Genomic DNA, 23,111 nt, shown 5'->3' with positions numbered 1-23,111 from the left:
AGCCCGGACACCTCCGCACCGGACACCCCCACCCCGGACGCCTCCGGCGCCACCGGCCTCAGCCCGGACACCCCGAGCCCGGACGTCCCCATCTACGTCTCCCCCGCTCTGGCCGGTGACCTCTCCGGCCTGCCCCCCACCTACATAGACGCCGGCACGGCCGAGGTCTTCCGCGACGAGGACGTCGAGTACGCCACCCGCATCTGGGCCGCGGGCGGCCAGGCCGACCTCCACATCTGGGCAGGCGGCTTCCACGCCTTCGACGCCCTGTTCCCCGAGGCCAGCCTCTCGATCACCGCCCGCCGCACCCGAAACGACTGGCTCACCCGGGTCCTGACCCGGACCGACCACCCCCTGTCCCCGGCCCCCCATGACCGATCAGCCTGACCGTCCCTGCCCCGGCCGTGCCCCTCGTCCCCGGCCGGCCCGTCCAGCCCTGCCCCGGCCGTGCCCCTCGTCCCCGGCCGGCCCGTCCAGCCCTGCCCCGGCCGTGCCCCTCGTCGCCGACCGGCCGTCCAGCCCTCCTCCGGCCGCGCCCCGTGACCTCGGCCGGCCCGGTCGGGCCGGCCGAGCCCCAGCTCGGTACCGCTACATGGGTCCGCCGCCGAAACCGATCTCGTTCCCGTCCGGATCACGGTAAATGATCTTGCGTACGCCGTTGCCGTACGTCTCCCGCTTGGCGGGCTCGAGGCCCGCCTCGGCCACCCACGCCGCGACCACGTCGAGGTTCTCGAAGAACACGGTGAGCACGGCGCACCCGGCACGCTCGGGATCACGCACGACGTACACGTACCGATGCTCCGCCAGCTCCCACACGGCCTCCGTCTCGTGCGGGAAGAACGCCGGCGGCACTCCCAGCAGCCGTTCGTACCACTCCAGGGCCTCCGCGTAGTCGCTGACCGGAATGCCCGCGAACAGGTCGACGTTCATACCCCGATCCTAGGGATCGCCACCGACAAAACCCGTGCTCAGAACGTGGAACGGCCCGCCGCTGGACGCGGCGGGCCGGTGCGCGGAGCCGGGGCTACCCGGCCGTCCTGTCGGGGCGTTCGGTGACCCGGATGAAGCTGAGGAGAGGGTCACCGGTCCTCGGGACGAAGGCCACGTCGAGCCGTCCGTCGGTGACGTTCACCGTGTACTGACGGGTGAGGGCGGTGTTCTGCCCGGCCAGGCGGGCGATGTCCAGGGCCTCCGCCACGAGGGTGCCTTCGGCGCGGATGTCGAAGACACGCTTGCCGGGGGACTTGCCGTGGGTTTCCGCGAAGCCGAGCTCCACCGTGTACACGCCGTCGGGGACGTCGTCGAAGCGGTACTCGCGCATGCCCTCGCGGGTGGTCCTGAACAGGGTCTGCTCGGTGGTGCCGGCGATGGGCTTGGCGGTGGTCCTCTCCTTGCTGTCGCCGACGTAGCCGTGGCCGCCGGGGGTGTACCTGCGGTCGGGGGTCCAGGTGTCGCCGGCGGAGTCGACGAGCCTCGTGCCGCCGGTCTCCACGGCGACCTGGAGCTTCGGCACCACGACGGACACGACGACCGGGAACGCCGGGGTGCGGCCGCTGGCCGAGCGGACCACCAGGACGCCGGTGCGGACGGTGCCGGGCTGGACGTCCGCGCTGGACGCGGTGACCCCCAGCGTCACCGAACCGCCCGCTTCGATCCCCCCGGCGGCGGGGGTCGCGGTCAGCCAGCTCTCGGTGCTCTCGACGGTGTACGTCGTGCCGGCGCCCGTGTTGGACAGCTCGACGGTGGCCTCGCGGATGGCCCCGGTGGGCATGACCAGGGTGACCTGGCCGGTGGACGCCGTCACCCGGCCGGTGGCGAGGGCCGTGTCGAGCCGGGTGCGGGTGCCGGCGGTGACGGTGACGTCCTTGGTGAGCGTGCCGTAGTTCTCCGCGGCGACCTCCACCGGGTGGTCCCCGGCCGCGACCTGGCCGAGGAACGTGCCGTCGGGGCCGGTCGCGAAGGAGGTGTCCCCCACCTTGACCGTCGCGCCCTCCAGCGGCCCGCCGTCGTTGGCGTCGGTGACGGTGCCGGTGACCAGGCCGTGGCCGCGGGCGGCGAAGACGAGGCTCTGGTCGTCACGCAGGGTGGGGCGGTCCAGCGAGTACTGGAACGCGTCGTCGCCGGTCTCGATGCCGACCGTGGTCTTCTCACCGGCCGCGTAGCTGTTCTCGATGCCGCGGTAGCGGAACCCGATGGAGCCGTCCTCGCCGAGCAGCACCTCGAACGAGATGAGCGCGTCCACGCCGTAGAACCGTGCCTTGCGCCACTCGACCACGAACGTGCGGTTGGGGGCGGTGCCGAGGGTCGCCGTGTAGAGCCCGGCGCCCTCGTCGAAGAACCCGAGGTCGGTCCAGTACGGGTAGACGGCCGCGTCCGGCCCGTCGCTCCCCGACAGCGCGCCGTGGGTCGGGTAGGAGTACCGGTCGCCGCCGAAGCTCAGGAACCCGTTGGTGCTGGCCACGCCGCTGGTGTAGGTCTTGCCGTAGAACGGGAAGGCGAACGGCAGCGGGAGCGTCTGGGTCTCGTCGTCCCAGGCGAGCGGCTGCAGCGTGGTGCCCTCGACGTAGGCGTCCGACCCGCTCCGGCAGGTGTGGCCGAAGGCGTCGATGCGGCTCGACAGCTCGGCGTCCTTGGTCAGGTCGCCGGTGACCGTGACCGGCACGGTGGTCACCTCGGCGCACAGCGACGACGCGGTGATCTTCAGGTCGTAGGTCTTCCGCGGCAGCCGCAGCTCGTAGTGGCCGTCCGCGTCGGTGACCGTGGTGGCCGGCGTGCCCACCGCGGTCACGGTGGCGCCCGCCTCGGGCAGGCCGACGCTGGTGACGGTTCCCGACACCGTGCCCATGGCCTGCGGCGTCAGGGACACGTCCTGGGTGACGGTCTGGTCGGTGTGGACGGTGACGGTCACGGTGGCGTCGTCATAGGTGAACTTCTTCACCGTGAGCCGGTACTCGCCGCTCAGCAGGCGGGGCAGCGTGTACGTGCCGTCCTGCGCGGTGGGGACGGTGCGGTCGAGCGGCCCGGAGACGCTGACGGTGGCCCCGGCCACCGGTGCGCCGCCGGAGGTGATCGTGCCCTTCAAAGTGCCGAGCTCGCCCGCCGGGGTGGCTTTGACCGCCGCGTAGGCGTCGAGCATGCCCTCGCCGTAGACGAAGTTGTCCGCCGCGGTGCCGCCGCAGCCCTGGTCGTCCACGTCGGCCGCCGTCCCGTCGAGCAGCGCCCGCGTGCTCTCGATGTCGTTCCTGAGGAACGGGGAGGCCGACCACATCAGCGCCACCGTCGCGGCGACGTGCGGGCTCGCCATCGACGTGCCGGACTTCACGCCGTACTCGCCGCCGGGCAGCGCGGAGCGGATGTTCACGCCGGGCGCCGCGATGTTCGGCTTGATCTCGCCGTTCTCGCCGGGACCCCGGGACGAGAAGTACGCGATCTGCCCGTTGACGTCGACCGCCCCGGCGCTGTAGCTCGCCACGTAGCCGCCGGGCGTGCCGGTGGTGCCGCACGCCGGGCCCGCGTTGCCGTTGGAGAACGCCGGGAAGATGCCGGCGGCGACCCACGCGGCCACCATCTCGCTGTACCAGAGGTCGATGCCCTCGCCGCCCCAGGAGTTGTTGACGACGTCGGGTGCGAGGTCGGGCCGCGGGTTCTGGCCGTTCAGGTCGGTGGGCGCGAGGATCCACTGCCCGGCGGCGAGCAGCGCGTAGTCGGGGCAGCCGCCGACGAGCAGGCACGCCTTCGCGGCGATCCACGTGACGCCGGGGGCCACGCCGATGCCGTTCCCGCCCGCAATGGTGCCCACGGTGTGGGTGCCGTGCCCGCGGTCGTCGCACGGGACGCCGGCCGGGCACGCGCCCGCCGGGTCGAACCAGTTGTAGGCGTGGTCCGCGGTGCCGTCGGGCTTGGTGCCCCGGTACTGCGAGACCAGCGCGGGGTGGTCCCACTGCACTCCGGTGTCGATGCTGGCGATGGTGACGCCCTCACCGTGGTCGCCGAGCTCGTCCCACACCTTGGGGGCGTTGATCCGGTCGATGTTCCACTCGACGGACGCGGCCCTCGGCTCGGCCTTCGCCGGCTCGGGGTCCGGCAGCGCGATCATCGTGGACGGCTCGATCGCCGCGACCTCGGGCAGCTCGGCGATCCGCGCCGCCAGCTCCGCGTCCCCGGTCACCTTGACCGTGTTGACGATCCAGAAGGGGGTGAAGTCGGCACGCGCGGCCTTCAGCAGCTTGCGCAACCCGGCCTGGGAGGAGGTGGCGGTCTCCGTCTTCGCCCGGTAGACCTGCCGCCCCCTGTCGGCCTTGCTCCGCGCGGTGCGCGCCGCCCGCAGGTCGGTGTTCTCTTTCATGCGCACCCAGAAGGTGGCCTTGTCGTCCTGGGAAAGGTCGGCCCGAACCGCTCCGTCGATCTTGTCGGACGCGGGTGCGGCCTGCGTGGCGCTGTACGCCACGCTCTGGGGGGCCAACAAGGCGAACGCGGTGATCCCGATCAGGGCCGCTCGCCGGAGGGGGGAAATGGACACTCGATCTCCTTCATGGGCCGTGGGAAACCCATGGGGGATATGGGGTGATAAGTCGTAATTGCTATCCCACGCGGAGAATCGTGGAGGTGCCCTGCCCCTACCGACAAGGGAAGTGCACCAGATTTAACACCCCGACCCGGACGAGACCGCCGCCGGTTCCGGTGTTCACCGCGCCTTCACATACACCGTTGACCTGCGGCGACATCGACGGTTCCGAGCGCGCAGGACCGGCCGGACGTGGCCTGACCGGACGTGGCGTGTTTCCGACACCGACGTGGACACGACACCATGTCACTCCTCGCGATCAGCCCGTACCTGCTCGGGCCCGGCGGCCCCGACCGCCGCGAGGGACGGTTCACCCGGGGGAACCTGGGCACGTGAAAGTGCCTCCTTGCGGGGTGACCGGGGCTCTGACCAGCATGGATGACGGCTGCGCGGCCTGCTCGTGAGCACGGCGGCCGCGCGGCCCCGATCAGACCCGCGTCGAGGAAACGAGGCTCACGATATGTCCGAGGGATTGGCGTCGAAGGTCGTCCTGGTCACCGGCGGCACGATGGGGATGGGCCGGGCCTTCGCCGTCCTGGCCGCCGCCCAGGGCGCGAAGGTCGTCATCGGCGCCCGCGACAAGACCAGAGGCGACGAGGTCGTCCGCGAGATCACGGCGACGGGCGGCACCGCACTGTTCGTCCCCACCGATGTCACCGTGGAGGAGCAGGTCGCCGCGCTGGTCGGCACGGCGGTCGAGGAGTTCGGCCGTCTCGACGGGGCCTTCAACAACGCCGGCGGCGGCAACGCCCTCGGACGGGTGCGGGACGCCGACGAGGCGTTCTGGCGCACCACCATCGACCTCAACCTGACCAGCGTCTTCTTCAGCATGAAGCACGAGATCCCGGCGATCGCGGCCTCGGGCGGCGGCGCCATCGTCAACAACGCCTCCACGGTGGGAGTGGCCGGCGACCCGTCGGTGGCGATCTACTCGGCCGCCAAGCACGGCGTCATCGGGCTGACCCGCTCCGCCGCGCTGGACGTGGCCCGGGAGGGCATCCGTATCAACGCGCTGGTGACCGGCCTGGTGGACACCCCGCTGTGGCGGCAGGCGGCCCAGGACCCCCAGGTCGAGAAGCACATGATGGACCGCCAGCCCCTCGGCCGGGCCGGCAGGGAGGACGAGGTGGCCGCGTTCGCCGCCTTCCTGCTCGGCGACGGGGCCACGTACATCACCGGAGCCGCGCTGCCCGTCGACGGCGGCCGGACCGCCGCGTAACCCCTTCAGCCGCGCCCGTCGTAAGCGGCCCGCGCCGCGTCGATGTGGCGCCCGTTGTCCTCGGACCAGGCGGCGACGTCCCGCACGAGCGCCAGGAACCCCCGCCCGGTGCCCGTCAGCTCGTACTCCACCTGAGGCGGGACGGTCGGACGGACGGTGCGGGCCACCAGGCCGTCGCGCTCCAGCCCCCGGAGCGTGACGGTCAGCATCCGCTGCGCGATCGGCTCGGCCCGCCGCCGCAACTCGTTGAACCGCAGCGGCCCGTCGTCCAGCTCACAGATGAGCACCACGGACCACTTGTCCCCCATCCGGCCCAGCACACCGCGCACGAGCGTGTACGTGCAGGTCGGCGCGACGATCGCGGCGTCCGCGACATCGGTCATGAGTCCTCCCCCGGTGGTACGTACGTTCTGCGAACGGGCGCGGGACAGGCCCTATTCCGTGATCAGAGGACCCGGGCCCACCCTCGCGCGGGCCCGGGTGGGCTCGTCACGAACGCGGCGTGCCGTCGCCCGGCCACCGGGAACCGGCCGGGAGCGGTGGAGGGGCGGTCATGCCGAGTCGCTCGGCGAGCGCATGCATGATCATCAGTGCTTCCTCGGCGACGAGCGACTCCAGAGCCGCCGCGTCGCGCTCGCCGAAGTAATCGCGGTCCATCTCGAACTCGGCTCTGACGATCCTCCTGCCGCGTTCGATCCGGACGCGGTTCCTGTCGGAGTTCACGACGATCCCGGCCTTGACCCTGTCGAGCGACGCCTGCCGCCACCACGCACGCCATTCCCCGGAGTCGTTCAACGCCTGATCCAGGGCGTGCGCGGCCTTCTCGTAGCGTCGCGGCGCGCTTCTCCAGGCCGATCCACGGCTCGTCGCGTACCAGCGCGTCTCGGCCGGCAGACCGGCCAGGAAGGGATCGAAATCGTCATGCCAGTCAAGGCCGGCCCGGTCCCACAGGACGGTCGCCACGGTATCGACCAGGAGCTCGGCCTCCCCCGCGTCCCACTCCCCCTCCTCGACGGTCGAGGGATCCTCGACCGCGGCCGAGAACCCTTCCCGGCCGGAGGCGACGACCGCGTACAACGAATTCTCGAGTGAATCCCCGAGCGACGGACACGCGGCCTCACCCGTGTCGGGAACCGGGCCCCCTTCGAAAGGGGTCGCCGCGAGAACGCGCACCTTGTCCGAGAGCTGAGCCGCGAAGCCTTCGATCTGCTCGGCCGTCAGCGACGAGAGACGGTCCCGCAGGACTTCGACGCCGTCCTCGTCGATGACTCCGCCGAGCGTGTCGACGAGTTCCCAGAACACATCGTCCGTCACCGCACCGGCTCCGGTCCCTGACGATGGGGCTCCACGGACGGCACCTGGTCGCCGATGAGTTCCAGCAGTGCCGTGTGCGTCTCCCGGTCGGCCGCGGCGACGAGGCCGCCGACGCCGGTGTGGAGGGGCTGGCCGTGGAGGCCGGTCACCACGCAGCCGGCGGCTTGGCACAACGCTGTCCCGCTCGCGAAGTGCACGCTGTCCTGGAGGTGGCCGTCGGTGACGTACGCGGCGCGGCGGCCGGCGGCGACCCAGGCCAGTGCCAGGGTGGTGGAGACGACACGGGGGCTGAACCGCTCGCCGAAGGCGGGGGCGGCGAGGAGGCGGGCGGCCAGGAAGGACGGCGCGTTGGGGAAGGGGGGGTCGAGGTTGACGTCCACCAGGCGGGAACCGGAGGACGGGGTCAGGCGCTCGTCCGTGCCGGCGCGGCGTACGTAGGCGGCGGTGCCGTCCGTCCAGAACGTCTCGGCGGCGAACGGGTCCGCCGAGACGGCCACCGTGGTGGCGGTGCCTACGCGCAGGGCGACGTTCACCGCCACCAGCGTGGTGCGGGCGGCGTAGTTGAGGGTGCCGCACAGGGGGTCGACCAGCCACGTGCGTCCCTCGCCTTCCGGTCCGGTGTGGCCGGTCTCCTCACCCGTCACGGCGTCACCGGGGCGGGCGGTGCGGATGACGTCGAGGATGGCTTTCTCGGCTTCGATGTCCGCGGCGGTGGCGAAGTCACCCGGGGTCTTGTCGAAACGCTCCATCGGGGCGCCGTACATCGCGCGGACGACGTCGGCTCCCGCCTTCGCCGCCGTCAGAGCCAGCTCCTCGTCGGTGATCGTCATGTGCGCAGGATACGGGTGTGGCCGCCCGGGAGTGCCGGGCGGCCACGTGGTGCCTCTGGTCAGTGGTGGTGGTGTGCCGGAGGGGCCGATCGGGTGGTGCCCGAGCGGGTGAGTGCCGACTGGCCGCTGTACGCGGTGGCGCCACGCCAGATCACCAGGTCGTCGACGACCATGCCGCAGCATCCGTCGGTACTGGAGACCCCCCGCAGGGTCAGTGTGTGGCTGGACGCGGTGGCGGTGAAGGTCTGGACGAGGGTCTGGAACGGCCCGTTGGACGGGTCCGACGCCGACCAGGTGTGGTTCAGGCCGGCGATGGACACGTTGGCGGAGACCGGGCCGGTGACGGCGAGGTGGCGGGCGTGACGCAGCGACAGGCGGTACGTGGCACCCGGGACCAGGCCCGAGACGGTGCGCTGCACCTGCCCGTCGTCGTCGAGGTCCAGGTGGTGGCCCACGTAGCCGAAGCCCGTGTGGTGGGCGGCATGGTCGCGGGACACGGCGCTGCTCACCGACCACGGGCCGAACGTGTCGCCGGGCTCGTACCCGACGTGGTCGCCGTACGCGGCCATGTCGCCGGCCTCCATGCCGTCGACGAGCAGCGGCGCGAGCGCGGGGACCCCGGTCGGCACGATGGTCAGATCGTCCACGATCATGCCGTCCGTCGCCGATGGGCTGGAGACTCCTCGCACGGTCAGCGTGTGCGAGGTGGCCGTGGCCGTGAACGACTGGCTGTACGGGGCGAACACTCCGCTTGAGGGGTTGAACGCCGACCAGGTGTTGTTCAGGTTCGCGATCGCCAGGTTGGCCGAGACCCCACCGCTGGTGATCGCCTTGGCGCGTGCGTACCTGAGCGTCAGCGTGTACGTCGTGCCCGGGGTGAGGCCGGTGACGGTGCGCCGCACCTGCCCGTTGTCCTCCAGGTCGATGTGGTGACCGGTGCCGCCGAGGCCGCCGTGCGCGGCCGCCTGGTCGCGGGAGACGCCGTTCGTCACCGTCCACGGGCCGAAGGTGCCGCCCGTCGTGTAGGCGATCGAGCCGCTCGGCGGGGCCACGGCGCCGTCCTCGAACGGTTCGAAGACCTTCGCCGGGGCGCCGCTGCCGCCGGGCGGGTTGATGTTGACCAGTTTCGCCACCGACGGCGTGCCGGTGGCGTCCACCACGAACAACAGGTACAGGCCGGGCGGTGCGACGGTGGCACTGGCGGGCGCGGTCACGCTGCGGCTGGCGCCGGTGCCGGTCATGGGGAGCTCGATGAACCGCTGGCCGCTGTTGAACGAGTGGGTCACCGCACCGGCCCGGACCAGTGTCGCGCGGGCGCCGGACGCCGGCAGGCCGCTGGTCGTGAGGCTGAACGTCGAGCCGTAGCTGAGCGTGGTGGGGGCGGACGAGATCACCGGCCGGGCGGCCGGGGCGTTCCCGTCGAACAGGTACGGCGGCGAGTAGATCTGCGCGTCGAGATTGGTGACCGGCCCCGGCGCGCCGCCGCCGCCGACCAGCACCCGGCCGTCCGGCAGCAGGGTGGCGGTGGAGTGGTAGAGCCGCATCTGCGTCTCGGCGGGCAGCACGGTCCACGTACCGGTCTCGGGGTGCCACAGTTCCGGCTCGCGCGCCACCCCCACCTCTTCGTTGTTGGCAGACGAACCGCCGGACACCAGCACGTCACCGGTGGGCAGCACGGTGGAGGTGCCCCAGTGCCGCCCGTACGTCAGCGGCGCCACCGAGGTCACGACCGGCGTGGCACCGTTGACGTCCACCGTGGTGGCCGCCGTCGACCCGGCCCCGCCGCCTCCGTTGCTGTACGCGCCGCCGCCGACCTGGAGGATCTTCCCGGGCCGGTACATGACGGCCGTCGAGGTGGCCCCGATGTTGCCGCCGGGGAAGGTCCCCGCCGCCGTCACCGTGCCGCTTCCCCGCGGGTCCAGGTAGTACATGTTCGACCCGGTGATGCCGAAGATCTTGCCGTTGGGCGCGACCCACGACCGCGGGTACCACCACCGGTTCTGGTCGTCGCCGTACGCGTAGGCACTGGTCGCGCCGTCGAGCGCGTACCACCCCGACCCGGGCACGTACTTCTCCGGCGTCGGCACCCCCGGCCCGTCCGGCCCCAGCAGCGAACCCCCCTCGGCGACGATCTCCCCGCTGGGCATCACCGTCGCGGTCGGGTACCACCGGGCCATGTTCATCGGCGCCTCGTCGAGGATGCCCGCCGCCGCGGAGTAACTGGTCACACCGGACGGCCCGGAGACCTCCACGTCACGCCTGTCGTCCCCGCCGACGGTGAACACCACGTCGCGGATCGGGTCGTACACCTGCGCCGAGCAGAACAGATCCGTGAACGTCGTGTTCGGGGGTGTGACGTGGGTGTTCGTCGCCGGATCCCACACATCGAAGTTCCATTGCCCGCCCTGGACACCGCCACTGTCCGTGCCGAACGTCATCAACTTGCCGTCCGCCGTCAACGCGCTGTTGATCGGCACCACCGGCCAGGGAAGCAACGCCCCCCACTGCCCGGTGGCGTCCAGCGCCGCCGTGGCCGGCGAGGCACTCACCAGCACCGACCCGGCGACGACCGTCGCCACGGCCATCACATTCCCTAATCGGAATCTCATTCGGGCTGACCCCCGCTCCCGTTTTTCACGACCTTGACTCCGGGGACTCTAATGAGCGATTGGAACGCCGAATGAGACCGCCGTTGACGAACAGATCAACGGACCGGCACGACATATGATCGTCAGCGGTTAACGCGATGTGATGTTCGGATTCCCCGGCGCTTGATCAGCAGGCCGCCCGCCTCCGGGCGGCGGGCTCATTTCCTGGTCACGCCGCCGGTGCCGATGACGGCCTGGCTGCTGCGGAGGAACGAGGCGGCGACGGTCGCCGGCTGGTCGAGGTATCCGGCGACCATGGCGCCGTCGCGGATCAGCATCAGGTCGTCGGCGACCTCTGCGGCGTTCGTGATGCCGAGCGGGGCGATGAGCTGTTCGAACGTCGTCTTGGTCCAGCGGCGGTGCGCGTCGACGGTCTTGCGGATGGGGCTGTCCGGGTCGGGGTGTTCGGCGGCGGCGTTGATGAAGGGGCAGCCGCGGAAGCCGGGGGCGCAGGCGATGACGCCGATCGCCTGGGAGATCACCCGCAGGGTGGCGTCGACATCGCCGTCGCCCTGCTTGATCGCCTCACCGATGCCGTCCCGTTCGAGGGCGGCACGGCGTTCGAGGTAGGCGACGAGGAGGTCGTCCTTGCTCTTGAAGTGCCGGTAGAACGTCACCTTCGTCGTGCCGGCGAGGTCGATGACCTTGTCGACGCTCACCGCGCGGAGCCCGTGCGCGTAGAACAGCTCGGTCGCCGCCTCAAGGAGGCGCTCACGCATGGGGCTGTTCATGCTCGAGATCATACGCGTCCCTCCTCCTCCGCCTCTTGCGCCGGACCTCACCGGCGGGCTAGTGTCCAGCGCGGTAGAGTTACTAGTCATTCTACCTAATCCGCTACCGAAAGAGACAGAGAGAATGACCACCGTCACCGACACGAACACCGGTCGCACCGCCGTGGCGTTGCGGAACCTGTACGTGGTGCGCTTCGGGTTCGCCCTCCTCTGGGCGGTCCTGCTGTTCCTGATCGGACCGGATTCCGGCCCGGTGAGCGTGGCACTGCTCGTGATCTACCCGCTGTTCGACGTCGCCGCGGCCGTCGCCGACCTGCGGTCCTCGACGACTGCGCGCCCCGCCGCGGCTCTGTACGTCAACCTGGTCCTCAGCCTGCTCGCCGCCGCCGGTCTGGCCGCCACGGCCGGCTCGGGCGCGCCCGCGGCGCTGCGCGTCTGGGGCGCCTGGGCGATCACCGCCGGAATCGTGCAGCTCGTCGTGGCCGTCGGCCGCCGCAGGCTCGGCGGCCAATGGGCCATGATCCTCAGCGGGGCGATCTCCACGATCGCCGGGACGGCCTTCGTCCTCCAGGCCGGCACACCGGCCGCGTCACTGACGAACCTCGCCGGGTACGCGACCGTCGGCGGCGTCTTCTTCCTCGTCTCCGCCCTGCGCCTGCACCGCACCGCGAAGAGCGCCTGAACCCCGTCCGCTGCGGCACGCGCCACCAGCCAGAACGAGCAGAACGCCGCCGTCGCCGCCTCATCCGCCGGCGCGGCGAGAACGCCGGACCGAAGGGTCCCCGTCCTCCGGCGGGCACGTCCGGCGAGCGCGGACAGGCAAGAGCCGTGCGCGAACGGTCAAATCCGCCCCCCTCGACGTTCCTATCGTCTAGTCCGCAAGAGGGTGATTGTTTGGAAAACCCGACGGAATCCACCGGCACCGCGGCGACCGATTCTCACCCGTCTTGCGAATCCACACGCACCTGCTGTGGGGATGGCGGAGCGGCCTCAACAGGAGGTGCCCTCCACGATAAGAAACGAGGATGAACAATGCGGCGTTCCCTGCTACTCATGGTCGGCGCTCTCGTACTCGGATTGACGGCGATATTCGCGCCGATCGCATCGGCCAACGCCGGTACCGCTTCTGACCCGGATTTCCGGGCTGATGCCAGGGCCGCGGGACTGTCGGCCACCGAGGCCGAAAATCTGCAAAAGCGCGTTGACAAGTACCTGACCGAGCACGGCGGGAAGCAGGTCGCGGCCAACAAGATCGAGTACGAGACAGGCGGCCACCTCCTGCTCAGCCTGCCAGGAGAGCGGTTCGCCCGCGAACTCGGCGAGCCGGTCGCCGTCGCGGGCACATGCGGTTACGGCGATTTCTGCGCATGGAGCGGCCCCAACTTCACCGGGGACAAGCGTTCCGAGTATTACTGCAGCGAACTGATCACCATCCCCTGGTCCACGACGGGATCCTGGTGGAATCACCAGACCAGTGGCACCGTCGCGACCTTCCTCAACGGGGCCAAGAGCCCGATCGGCTACTCCACGGCCCCGCAGGAGAGGTTCTCCTACAACTGGTCCCCGGTGTTCTACATCGATATCTGCTGATCAACAGATCAGGGCATCGGCCGCGATGACCGATCCCACCTTCGAGGCGCTCGGCCGGATGTCCCGGCCGAGCGTTTCGCGAAAAGAAGGACCAGGAGACACCCCCGGTGTGCCGTCAGACCGTGACGGCGGGTTCGAGGGTGTGGGTGGCGCGGTGGTGGCGGAGGTGTTCGGCGGTGAGGGAGTCGGCGGTGGTGAGGAGGTCGGCCGGGGTGCCGGTGAAGATGATCTGGCCGCCTTGTTTGCCGCCGTCGGGGCCCAGGTCGATGATCCAGTCGGACTGCTGGATCACGTCCAGGTTGTGTTCTATGACGATCACGGTGTTGCCCTTGTCCACGAGGGTGTTCAACAAGGTCAGGAGCGTGTCGACGTCGGACATGTGGAGGCCGGTGGTGGGTTCGTCGAGGACGTAGACGGTGCCGGTGGCGGTGAGCTGGGTGGCCAGTTTGATTCTCTGGCGTTCGCCGCCGGAGAGGGTGCTCAGGGGCTGGCCGAGGGTCAGGTAGTCGAGGCCTACCTCTATGAGGGAGCGGAGTTTGCGGCGCAGGGGGGCTTCGGTGAAGAAGGTCGTGGCCTCTTCCGCGGTCAGTTCCAGGACGTCGGCTATGGATTTGCCGCGGACCTTGTGGGACAGGACCTCGTCCTTGAATCTGCGGCCTTCGCAGGCGTCGCAGTGCGTGGTGACGGGGTCCATGTAGGCCAGTTCCGTGATGATGACGCCGCGGCCCTGGCATTCGGGGCAGGCGCCTTCGGAGTTGAAGCTGAACAGGGCCGCGGCGGCGCCGGTGGACTTGGCGAACAGGGTGCGGATGGGGTCCATCAGGCCGAGGTACGTCGCGGGGGTGGATCGGGAGGAGGCGGCTATGGCGGACTGGTCGACGTAGACGGTGCCGGGGTGGGTTCTCACGAAGACTTCGGCGATCAGGGTGCTCTTGCCGGAGCCCGCGACACCGGTCACGGAGGTGAGGACACCGGTGGGGACGTCCACGGAGACGTTCTTGAGGTTGTGGAGGGTGGCGTCGCGGACGGGGAGGGTGCCGGTGGGGGCGCGGAACGTCTGTTTGGTGCGGACGGCGCGGCGGAGGCCTTCGCCGGTTCGCGTGTCGGCGGCGCGGAGGCCTGCGACGGTGCCCTGGTAGACGATCTCACCGCCGTTGGCGCCGGCTCTCGGGCCCACGTCGACGATGTGGTCGGCGATGGCGATGACGTCAGGGTCGTGCTCCACGACCAGGACGGTGTTGCCTTGGTCGCGTAACGCGCGCAGCAGGTCGTTGAGGCGGCCGACGTCGCGGGGGTGGAGGCCGACGCTGGGCTCGTCGAAGACGTACGTCATGCCGGTCAGCGTGCTGCCGAGGTGGCGGACGAGTTTGAGGCGCTGGCTCTCGCCGCCGGACAGGGTGGAGGTGGCACGGTCGAGACTGAGGTAGCCGAGGCCGATGGCGGCGACGCGTTCGAGCGCGGTGCGCGCGGCGGTGGCCATGGGGGCGGCGACCGGGTCGGTGATGGCGGCGAGCACCGCGATGAGGTCGGTGATCTGCATGCGGGACCAGTCGGCGATGTTGCGGCCGTCGATCTCGGTGGCCAGTGCCGTGGGGTTGAGGCGTGCGCCGCCGCAGGACGTGCAGGGGCCCTCGGTGATGAACTTGGAGATGGCCTCGCGGGTGCGTTCGCTGACCGTGCTGAGGTCGCGTTTGACGCCGAGGCGGGTGAAGCGGTCGACCACGCCCTCGTAGTTGGTCTTGTAGGCGCCGCTCTTGGTCTTCAGCTCGACCTTGAAGCCGCTGCCGTGCAGGAACAACTGCCACTCGTCGGGGGTGTAGTCGGCGAGGCGCTTGTCGGGGTCCAGCTTCCCTGAGTTGCCGTACAACTGCCAGTCGGGGGTGCCGACGCTGTAGTTGGGGAGCCTGATGGCGCCTTCGTTGAGCGACTTGGTCTTGTCCAGCATCAGATCGACGTCGGCGCGTACGCTCTGGCCGAGGCCGTCGCACTCGGGACACATGCCCTTGGGGTCGTTGAACGAGTACGTGGACACCATGCCGTCGGTGGGCGAGCCGTAGCGCGCGAACAGGGCGCGGATCATCGAGTAGATGTCGGTCATCGTGCCGACCGTGGAGCGGGCGTTGCCGCCGACGGGCTTCTGGTCCACGATGACGGGCGCGGTGAGGTTCTCGATGGCGTCGGCGCGGGGGCGTTCGTACTTCGGGAGCTGGTTGCGGATGAACGCGGGGAAGGTGCCGTTGAGCTGACGCTGCGCCTCCACGGCGATGGTGTCGAACACGATGGACGACTTGCCGGACCCGGAGACGCCGGTGAACACCGTGATCTTGTTCTTGGGCAGGGTCAGGGAGACGTCCTTGAGATTGTTCTCACGCGCCCCGGAGATCCGGATGCCGTCGGGCTCGGGCGTGTCGGCGGTGGCGCTCATAGGACATCTCCTCCTCGTTCACTGCAAGGACGACGGGGACCGCGCCCGGCCCGAGCGCGGTCCCCGTCAGCCTCACAGGCCCCGCGAGGGGGCCGCATCTTCCTGCGTGCGGTCCTAGGGACCGGTCGTCGCGGACGCCGGCTCCTCGGCGGGGGACACCACCACGTTGCGCGGCGCCTTGCCCGCGTTGCGCAGGACCCGGAAGATCATGCCGGGGCTCATCAGGGCCTGCGGCGGGTCGACCAGGCCGGCGACCCGCATGAAGGTGCGGGTGATGCGGCCGTCCTGCGTGGCGGCGGCCTGGAGCTTCGCCATGTACGAGTTCATCATGCGGACCATGAACGGCCGGGGGCCCTGGACCTCGGGGTAGGACAGGTCGCCGCCGGCGGAGATCCCCCAGGGCACCTCGATGACGGCGGCGATGTCCTTGAGGAACGCGCGCGGGTCAGGCGGGGTGCCTTTGGCGAGGTGGGTGCGCAGGGTCAGGGACTCAAGGGCCGCGACGGTCATGCCCTGGCCGTACACGGGGTTGAAGCTGCACGCCGCGTCACCCATGACCAGAAGGCGGTCGGGGAAACGGTCGAGCTTCTCGTAGTGGCGGCGGACGCTCGCGGGGTACCGGAACGCCACCGGGTCGTCCAGCGGCTCGGCGTCCTTGATGACGTCGTAGACGTCCGGGACCGGCAGGGACCTGGCGAAGTCCATGAATCCCTCGGGGGTCGCGGGTGCGCTGTCGCCGAGGACGCCGGTCATGGACACGGCGGACTTGCCGCCTTCGATGCGCGAGAAGAAGGCTCCGCGCGGGTGCGACGGCGAGGACACCGGGTTGATCGACAGGTCGCCGTTGAGGATGCTCTCGTCCGGCAGCCGGAAGACCTGCGTGGTGTACGTGAGGTTGATCTTGATCTGCTGCTCGGCGGGACGCTCGTAGCCGAGCTGCTCCAGCCAGACCGGCGTACGCGAGCCGCGCCCGGTGCAGTCCACCACCAGGTCGGCCTCCAGCACCTCCTCGGTGCTGCCCTCCGCGTGCCGCTGCACCCGGACGCCGGTCACCCGGTCGCCATCGGGGGTGGCGACCAGCCCCACGATGTCGGTCTCCTCCACGAACGACACGTTGGGCAGGGCCTCGACGCCCTTGCGCACGTGGGCCTCCAGCACTGGGCGGGCGGCGGACACGCACGTCAGGCCGGTGGTGCCCGGCTTGAGCCGGACGCCGTTGAAGTACCACCGCAGCTCGCCGAGGTCGCCGGTCGGCACGCCCGCCGCGACGGCGCCCGCGGTGAACCCGGGGAACAGTTCTTCGAGGATCTGCTGGCCGCGGGCCAGCAGGCCGTGCACGTGCCGGCCCTGGGGGACGCCGCGCCGTGCGGTGGTCACCCCGATCAGCTTGTCGCGGTCCACGACGGTCACTTCGGCGTAGGCCTCGGACAGCACCCGCGCCGCCAGCAGACCCGCCATGCTCCCGCCCAGCACGACCGCGCGGTCTCCCACGAGGTTGCCCATGGCGGTCACCTCCCTAAAAGTCCCGCGGACCCGGTTTCGGGCACGTGGCCCGGCCTGCCGGTGGATCCGCTGATTCCCACCACATCGTCACGACGCGTAGCCGTGCTGCGCATCTCTTGGAGTGCTGATCAGAGCGAACGGGCGAAGGCGCGGATGTCGCCGACCAGCAGCCCGGGCTGCTCCATGGCGGCGAAGTGGCCGCCGACCTCGAACTCGGTCCACCGGGTGAGGCTCGGCAGCGTCTGCTCGGCCCAGCGCTTGATGGGCCGGGTCGCGTCGGACGGGAACACGGCCACCGCGGCCGGCATCTCCAGCGGCCACGGCCCGCCCCAGGTGCGGGCGAACGCCTCGTCGCCGTAGGACGCCTCGTAGTAGAGCTGCGCGGAGGAGCCGGCGGTGGCGGTGAACCAGTAGATGGAGACGTCGGTCAGGATCTCGTCGCGGTCGACGACTTCCTCGGGCGCCTTGTCCGCGGCGGTCCACTCGTAGAACTTCTCCACGATCCAGGCGAGCTGCCCGGCCGGCGAGTCGGTGAGCGCGTACGCGAGGGTCTGCGGGCGGGTGGACTGGATCTTCTGCCAGCCGATGCCGTCCTGCGCGAAGTGGCCGCCGTGCATGAGGCGCTGCATGTCCGCGCCGTCCAGCTCGGCGATGGCGGCCTCGCCGGGCGGGAAGGTGACCAGCATGTTGATGTGCACGCCGGCGACGTGCTCGGGGTCGGCGAGGCCGAGCTGCAGCGAGATGGGCTTGCCCCAGTCGCCGCCCTGCGCGATGTACCGGTCGTAGCCGAGGCGGCTCATCAGCTCGGCCCAGGCGCGGGCGACGCGGCCGACGTCCCAGCCCGGCTCGTTGGTGGGGCCGGAGAAGCCGTAGCCGGGGATGGACGGGATGACCACGTGGAACGCGTCCGCCGGGTCGCCGCCGTGCGCGCGGGGGTCGGTGAGCGGGCCGATGACGCCGGTGAACTCGGCGACCGAACCCGGCCAGCCGTGGGTGATGATCAACGGGGTGGCGTCCGGCTCGGGCGAGCGGACGTGCAGGAAGTGCACGTTCGCGCCGTCGATCTCGGTGACGAACTGCGGGAAGGCGTTGAGTTTCTCCTCGGCGGCGCGCCAGTCGTACTCGGTGCGCCAATACTCGGCCAGTTCCTTGAGGTATTCCACCGGAACGCCGCGCTGCCAGCCGAGGCCGGGGATCTCCCCAGGCCAGCGGGTGTTGGCGAGTCTCGCCTTGAGGTCGTCGATGTCGGCCTGCGGAATTTCAATACGGAAGGGACGCATTGAGCACCTGATTCTTTAGTGATGGGTCCGCCGAATATCGTCACTCGGCGCACCCGCGCCAGGCATCTCTGTAAATGCGATATTTCCGTCATGCCGCGTTTACCGTCTCGCGCAGTCCGCGCCGGCGCCATTCCCGGCTCGTCCGGTTCCGTACCCCTGCCTGGGGTGCGGCGGCACCGCGGCCTTCGGGGCCGTCCAGCCAGGCGGTTCGAGCCGTCCGCCCGTAATGCGCTAAATGGGGGGTTTAGGGGTCACCCCAGTGCGCCCCGGAAATCTCGCCGCCCGCCCAGAAGCCGAGCATCATTCGGAATCGGCACGCGACCAGGGCATCCGGGTGTGGCGCGTCTCCTTCGGCCCCGCCCGGCCGTCTTTATCGCAGAATGCTTTGTGCCTCCATCGCGTTGTCGCTCGTCACCTCCCCGGACAAAATCGTGAGTGTCCCGCACGGGAGGACTTCGCGATCGGTATCCGACGATCCCGCCGCCGGCCTTCACGGGCCCGGCGGCCTGCCATGACATCCAGCGCAGAGGAAAGACAATGAGCGATCTTCAGCAGCAGGTGCAGAACGCCATCGACGAGCTGGTCGCCTCCGGTACCGAGCGTGGGCTACAGGTGGCGGTGTACAAGGACGGCGAGCTCGTGGTGGACGCGGTGGCCGGTCTGGCCGACGCCGAGACCGGGCGGGCGCTGACCAGCGGAACACCCATCTACAGCTCCTCGACCGGCAAGAGCCTCACCTCGGCCGTGGTGCACGTGCTCGCCGAGCAGGGCGTGCTCGACTACGACACGCCCATCGCGGACGTGTGGCCGGAGTTCGCGGCGCACGGCAAGCAGGGCGCCACCCTGCGCCAGGTGCTCGACTTCACCGTCGGCCTGCCCGGCGTCCCGGCGGACACCACGCCGGAGGACCTGATCGACTGGGACAAGATGACCGCGGTGCTGGCCGACAGCGAGCCGTGGTGGGAGCCGGGCACCAAGGTCGGCTACCACCCGCAGACGTTCGGCTGGCTGGCCGGCGAGGTCGTGCGCCGCGTCACGGGCAAGCCGCTCTCCACGGTGCTCGCCGAGTACGTCACCGGCCCGCTCGGCGTCGCCGACGAGGTGTTCCTCGGCGTCCCCGCCGAGCACCTGGCCAAGGTGGCGAAGCTGGAGGCGTCCGGCCCGCCGATCGACTTCGACCAGCTCGAGGCCATGATGCCGGCGTTCTTCAAGATCGCCCCCCGGGCGGTGCAGCTCACGCCGGAGATGTGCAACCGCACGGACTACCTGAGCGCCGACATCCCGGCCGGCGGCACCGTCACCGCCCGCGGCGTCGCCAAGATCTACGCCGCGCTGCTCGGGCCGGTGGACGGCGTCCGGCTGATCTCCCCCGAGCGGCTGGACATGATCGCCAAGCCGTCGTCCGAGGGCATCGACGAGGTCTTCAGCTACCCCACCGCCTACGCCCTCGGCTACAACATGGCCCGCCCCGTCGCCAGCCCGCCCGCGGGCCCGGTCATCGGCTGGCCCGGCGCGGGCGGCAGCCTGGCCGACGCCGACCTCGGCACCGGCACCGCCCTGGCGGTGACCAAGGTCAGCTTCACCCCCGGTGACTACACCACCATCGGAGTGATCTCCGATATCGTCACCAAGTCACTGACGCCGGCCTGATCGCGGGCCTCCACGCCACCCGACGGCGGCCGCCGTGCCGGAGCCGGATCTCCCGGGTCCGGCGCGGCGGCCGGCGCGCTCCGAGGAGTCAAGTTGCGCAAGATCATCGCAGTCGTGTACGCCTCGCTGGACGGGGTCATCGAGAACCCCGAGTGGTCGATGCCGTACTTCAACGAGGAGGCGGGGGAGCGGGCCACCGCCACGCTGTTCTCCAGCGACGCCCTGCTGCTCGGCAAGGGGACCTACGAGGGCTTCGCCGAGGCGTGGCCCACCATGACGTCCGACGACAGCCCCGCCACGGACAACTTCGCCGCGCGGATGAACAGCATCCAGAAGTACGTCGTGTCGACCACCATCGAGAAGGCCGAGTGGGGCCCGGTGACGGTCATCAAGGACGACGTGATCGACCAGATCGCCAAGTTGAAGGACCAGCCGGGCGGGAACATCCTGATCTACGGCGTCGGGCGGCTCGCGCACTCCCTGCTGGAGGCCGGCCTGCTGGACGAGCTGGAGATCTGGGTGCACCCGGTGCTGGTCGGCGTCACCACGCCGGGCAGCCTCATCGTCCAGGAGGGCAGCAAGGCCCGCCTGGAGCTCGCCGAGTCCACCACCTTCCGGTCCGGCATCGTGGTGCTGTCGTACCGCCCCGCCGCCGGCGAGTGAACTCCCCGCCCCGGCCGGCCCCGTGCCGGTCCGGGGCGGTTCCATGTTCCAAGGGAACAGCGGGGGCATCGGGGCCGCCCGGATCCTCCGGGCCGTCAGGGGCCCCGCCGGTCCCGCGGCACCGGGGGTCCGGCACCGCGCAGCGCGGAGGGGCGGGCCTGCGGGGTGGGCGGCCGTGCCTGGGGCGGCGGCCCGGCATCAGGCGGCGATCTCGATGCGGGTGTGGTCGCCGACGACCAGGCAGTGCTGGGCGTCGCCGTGCACGGCGGGCACCACGGTGGCCGAGCGGCCGATGAGCGAGCCGAGCAGGCCCGACACCCCGGAGATGGCCGCGCCGTCCAGCACGATCGAGTCGGCCATGCGGGTGCCCCGCACCACGCAGCGTGGGCCGATGGAGGTGCCCGGCCCGATGTGGCTGTCCTCGATGAGGCTGCCCGCGCCGATGATCGCCGGGCCGGTGACCCGCGAGCGCACGACCCGGGCACCGGGCTCGACCACGACCCGGCCCTCCACGACGCTCTGCGCGTCCACCAGGCCGGACACCGAGGGGCGCAACCCCGCGAGCAGCCACCGGTTGCAGGCGAGCACGTCCTCGGCGCGGCCGGTGTCCTTCCAGTAGCCGGTGTACTCGCTGGCCCGCACGTCGGCGCCCTCGGTGAGCAGCCACTGCACCGCGTCGGTGATCTCCAGCTCGCCGCGGGCGCTCGGCCCGATGGCGGCCACCGCCTCGTGGATCGCCGCGGTGAAGAAGTACACGCCGAGCATGGCGAGGTCGCTGCGCGGGTGCCGCGGCTTCTCCACGAGCCGCCGCACCGCCCCGCTGTCGTCCAGCTCGACCACCCCGAAGTCGCGCGGGTCCGGCACCCGGCGCACCACGACCTGCGCGGCGGGGCGCGCGGCGCGGAACTCCGCGGCGACCCCGGCGACGCCGTCCGGCAGCATGTTGTCGCCGAGGTACATCACGAAGTCGTCGTCGCCGAGGAACCCGCGGCCGAGCGCCACGCAGTGCGCCAGCCCGAGCGGGCGGTCCTGCGTGATGTAGGTGACCCGGGCGCCGAAACGCGAGCCGTCGCCGATGACCTCGATGATCTCGTGGGCCCGCTCCCCCACCACGACGCCGATCTCGGTCACCCCGAGGTCCCGGATGTTCTCCAGGACGTACTCCAGCACGGGCTTGCCCGCGATCGGGATGAGCTGTTTCGGCATCGAGTAGCTGAACGGGCGCAGGCGGGTGCCCGACCCGCCCGACAGGACCAGAGCCTTCATCAACCGTCTCTCTTTCCCGCGCCCGGGATCGCCCGGGGCTCAGCCACGCCCGTGCAGGGCGGTCAGCTTCTCCAGGTCCGGGATGATCTCGGCAGGGGCCGGGCGGGCCAGCCAGTCGTCGCGCAGTGCCGCGGCGCCGTCCTTGTAGGAGGGGTCGTCGACCAGCTTGACGATCTGGCTGCGGATCTCGTCCACCGACTGCGTCTGGTGGTTGAGCCGCATGCCGGCGCCGTGGCCGGTGACGTACCGGGCGGCGATCGGGGACAGGATGTGCCGCTCGGGGAGCTTGAACTGCGTGTTCTCCCCCTCGCCCTCCGTGCTCTGGCTCTGCCGCTCGTCGGTGTCGGTGATGAGCTGCGGCAGGCCGTTGGCCAGCGACGCCCAGAACGTGCCGCTGGACCCGTGGTTGATGCTCACCGCGCAGGTCGGCAGGAGCTGGGACAGCGGCACGTAGTCCACGGTGCGCACGTTGTCCGGGATGGTGCCGATGTCCTGGAGCTGGTCCTTGTTCAGCGTCGCCACCATCTCGACGTCCAGGCCGTCGACCGCCTCGAAGATCTTCGGGGTGCGCCACTCGCCCTTCATGTACATGCGGGTGGACACGCCGAGGGACAGCGCGACGCGCGGGCGCTCGGGGCTCCCGTACAGCCACTCGGGCTTGACCCCGCCGCCGTTGTACGGGATCCAGCGCACCGGCACCGACGCGATGCCGGTGGACAGGCGCATCTCGTCGGGCATCGGGTCGAGGGAGAACTGGCCGAACACCAGCTCGTCGTCCACCTCGACGCCGTACCGGTCGGCCAGGGGACGCAGCACCTCGACCAGCGGGTTGAGCTCCGGCGCCCCGCCGGTCTCACGGTACGCGGCGAACCGCTCCCCCACCCAGCCGCTGTAGTCGGGGGCCATCAGCATGCGGCCGTGCGCGGCGCCGCACGCCTTGGCCGCGACCGCGCCGGCGGGGAACCACGGGTCCCACAGCACCAGGTCCGGCTTCCACGCCTTGGCGAACTCGATCAGCTCCACGTTGTTCGTGCTGGGCTCGGGAGGCAGGTGGAAACGCACCCCGAACAGCAGGAAATGGGAGTACACATCCCAGTTGTCACGCTCGCCGTCGGTGACGCCGAGGGCCGCCGCCTGGCGGTCCATCTCGACGTGGTCGATCACCAGGTCGGGCCGCGCCCAGTCCTGTGCCGTCTGCGGTGCCTGGTCGCCCTTGGTGACCACCGCGGTGAGCCCGGCGGCCACGATCTGCTCGGTCGCGCCTTCGGGGCCCGCGACGCAGACCTCGTGTCCGGCGTTCTGCAACGCCTGGGCGTACGGAATGATCGGATACAGATGGCACATGTGTGGCCAGACGGTGATCATGACACGCATTGCTGTCTCCTAGCGATATGGCTTGCCGTGAGCGTGCGGCTGCGCACGAGACGC

Annotated in this window: 18 protein-coding genes; 6 read left to right on the top strand and 12 right to left on the bottom strand. The window is 70.7% G+C overall.

The window, feature by feature from the left end:
• The coding region (locus tag ABGB17_RS19015) for an alpha/beta hydrolase fold domain-containing protein (RefSeq protein WP_347631277.1) at nucleotides 1-387 on the top strand (387 nt) is incomplete at its 5' end.
• A gap of 201 nt (nucleotides 388-588) precedes the next feature.
• Here ABGB17_RS19015 and ABGB17_RS19010 read toward each other — a convergent pair.
• Nucleotides 589-930 carry a VOC family protein gene (locus ABGB17_RS19010; protein WP_347631275.1) on the bottom strand — a complete coding sequence of 114 codons (342 nt, stop codon included), beginning with the start codon at nucleotides 928-930 and terminating at the stop codon, nucleotides 589-591.
• A gap of 94 nt (nucleotides 931-1,024) precedes the next feature.
• Entirely contained in the window at nucleotides 1,025-4,519 is a 3,495-nt protein-coding gene (locus ABGB17_RS19005; RefSeq protein ID WP_347631273.1) for a S8 family serine peptidase, read from the bottom strand.
• Nucleotides 4,520-5,024: 505 nt separating this feature from the next.
• Here ABGB17_RS19005 and ABGB17_RS19000 point away from each other — a divergent pair.
• A complete protein-coding gene (locus ABGB17_RS19000) occupies nucleotides 5,025-5,783 on the top strand; it encodes an SDR family oxidoreductase (RefSeq protein WP_347631271.1) in 759 nt (252 codons plus the stop codon).
• A 5-nt stretch (nucleotides 5,784-5,788) separates the two neighbouring features.
• Here ABGB17_RS19000 and ABGB17_RS18995 read toward each other — a convergent pair whose 3' ends face one another.
• The 5 genes from ABGB17_RS18995 to ABGB17_RS18975 form a co-directional block, all read right to left on the bottom strand.
• Complete coding sequence (locus tag ABGB17_RS18995) at nucleotides 5,789-6,166, bottom strand: helix-turn-helix domain-containing protein (RefSeq protein ID WP_347631269.1); 378 nt, start codon at nucleotides 6,164-6,166, stop codon at nucleotides 5,789-5,791.
• A gap of 106 nt (nucleotides 6,167-6,272) precedes the next feature.
• Nucleotides 6,273-7,097: a DUF4240 domain-containing protein gene (locus tag ABGB17_RS18990; RefSeq protein ID WP_347631267.1), complete on the bottom strand. Its 825-nt coding sequence runs from the start codon at nucleotides 7,095-7,097 to the stop codon at nucleotides 6,273-6,275.
• Nucleotides 7,094-7,927 carry an inositol monophosphatase family protein gene (locus ABGB17_RS18985; protein WP_347631265.1) on the bottom strand — a complete coding sequence of 278 codons (834 nt, stop codon included), beginning with the start codon at nucleotides 7,925-7,927 and terminating at the stop codon, nucleotides 7,094-7,096. The genes ABGB17_RS18990 and ABGB17_RS18985 overlap by 4 nt, the downstream gene beginning before the upstream one ends.
• Nucleotides 7,928-7,986: 59 nt before the next feature.
• Complete coding sequence (locus ABGB17_RS18980) at nucleotides 7,987-10,512, bottom strand: galactose oxidase early set domain-containing protein (RefSeq protein WP_347631263.1); 2,526 nt, start codon at nucleotides 10,510-10,512, stop codon at nucleotides 7,987-7,989.
• A gap of 221 nt (nucleotides 10,513-10,733) precedes the next feature.
• Nucleotides 10,734-11,306 carry a TetR/AcrR family transcriptional regulator gene (locus ABGB17_RS18975; protein ID WP_347631261.1) on the bottom strand — a complete coding sequence of 191 codons (573 nt, stop codon included), beginning with the start codon at nucleotides 11,304-11,306 and terminating at the stop codon, nucleotides 10,734-10,736.
• 124 nt (nucleotides 11,307-11,430) lie between these two features.
• On the opposite strand from ABGB17_RS18975, the gene ABGB17_RS18970 reads away from it, so the two are divergent.
• Together ABGB17_RS18970 and ABGB17_RS18965 are read left to right on the top strand one after the other, a co-directional pair.
• The gene (locus tag ABGB17_RS18970; protein WP_347631259.1) at nucleotides 11,431-11,988 is read left to right on the top strand and encodes a hypothetical protein; all 558 of its coding nucleotides are present in this window, start codon (nucleotides 11,431-11,433) and stop codon (nucleotides 11,986-11,988) included.
• 350 nt (nucleotides 11,989-12,338) lie between these two features.
• On the top strand, nucleotides 12,339-12,896 hold the full coding sequence (locus tag ABGB17_RS18965; RefSeq protein WP_347631257.1) for a hypothetical protein: 558 nt from the start codon (nucleotides 12,339-12,341) through the stop codon (nucleotides 12,894-12,896).
• Between the two features lie 115 nt (nucleotides 12,897-13,011).
• On the opposite strand, the gene ABGB17_RS18960 is transcribed toward ABGB17_RS18965, so the two are convergent.
• From ABGB17_RS18960 to ABGB17_RS18950, 3 genes are all read right to left on the bottom strand, one after another.
• Nucleotides 13,012-15,321 (bottom strand): excinuclease ABC subunit UvrA, encoded by a 2,310-nt coding sequence (locus ABGB17_RS18960; RefSeq protein ID WP_347631255.1) that lies wholly within the window; start codon nucleotides 15,319-15,321, stop codon nucleotides 13,012-13,014.
• A 114-nt stretch (nucleotides 15,322-15,435) separates the two neighbouring features.
• A complete protein-coding gene (locus tag ABGB17_RS18955) occupies nucleotides 15,436-16,824 on the bottom strand; it encodes an FAD-dependent monooxygenase (protein WP_347631252.1) in 1,389 nt (462 codons plus the stop codon).
• A 128-nt stretch (nucleotides 16,825-16,952) separates the two neighbouring features.
• Complete coding sequence (locus ABGB17_RS18950) at nucleotides 16,953-18,104, bottom strand: epoxide hydrolase family protein (protein WP_347631250.1); 1,152 nt, start codon at nucleotides 18,102-18,104, stop codon at nucleotides 16,953-16,955.
• A 537-nt stretch (nucleotides 18,105-18,641) separates the two neighbouring features.
• Between ABGB17_RS18950 and ABGB17_RS18945 the strand changes: the two genes are divergently transcribed.
• Nucleotides 18,642-19,754 carry a serine hydrolase domain-containing protein gene (locus ABGB17_RS18945; protein ID WP_347631248.1) on the top strand — a complete coding sequence of 371 codons (1,113 nt, stop codon included), beginning with the start codon at nucleotides 18,642-18,644 and terminating at the stop codon, nucleotides 19,752-19,754.
• Between the two features lie 93 nt (nucleotides 19,755-19,847).
• Nucleotides 19,848-20,417 (top strand): dihydrofolate reductase family protein, encoded by a 570-nt coding sequence (locus ABGB17_RS18940; protein ID WP_347631245.1) that lies wholly within the window; start codon nucleotides 19,848-19,850, stop codon nucleotides 20,415-20,417.
• 198 nt (nucleotides 20,418-20,615) lie between these two features.
• On the opposite strand, the gene ABGB17_RS18935 is transcribed toward ABGB17_RS18940, so the two are convergent.
• Together ABGB17_RS18935 and ABGB17_RS18930 are read right to left on the bottom strand one after the other, a co-directional pair.
• A complete protein-coding gene (locus ABGB17_RS18935) occupies nucleotides 20,616-21,683 on the bottom strand; it encodes a glucose-1-phosphate thymidylyltransferase (protein WP_347631242.1) in 1,068 nt (355 codons plus the stop codon).
• A gap of 39 nt (nucleotides 21,684-21,722) precedes the next feature.
• The gene (locus tag ABGB17_RS18930; RefSeq protein ID WP_347631239.1) at nucleotides 21,723-23,057 is read right to left on the bottom strand and encodes a nucleotide disphospho-sugar-binding domain-containing protein; all 1,335 of its coding nucleotides are present in this window, start codon (nucleotides 23,055-23,057) and stop codon (nucleotides 21,723-21,725) included.
• Nucleotides 23,058-23,111: the final 54 nt, after the last annotated feature.

Origin of the sequence: Sphaerisporangium sp. B11E5 (assembly GCF_039871875.1) — a bacterium.
Lineage (GTDB): Bacteria > Actinomycetota > Actinomycetes > Streptosporangiales > Streptosporangiaceae > Sphaerisporangium.
This window is presented reverse-complemented; position numbering and strand designations above follow the sequence as displayed.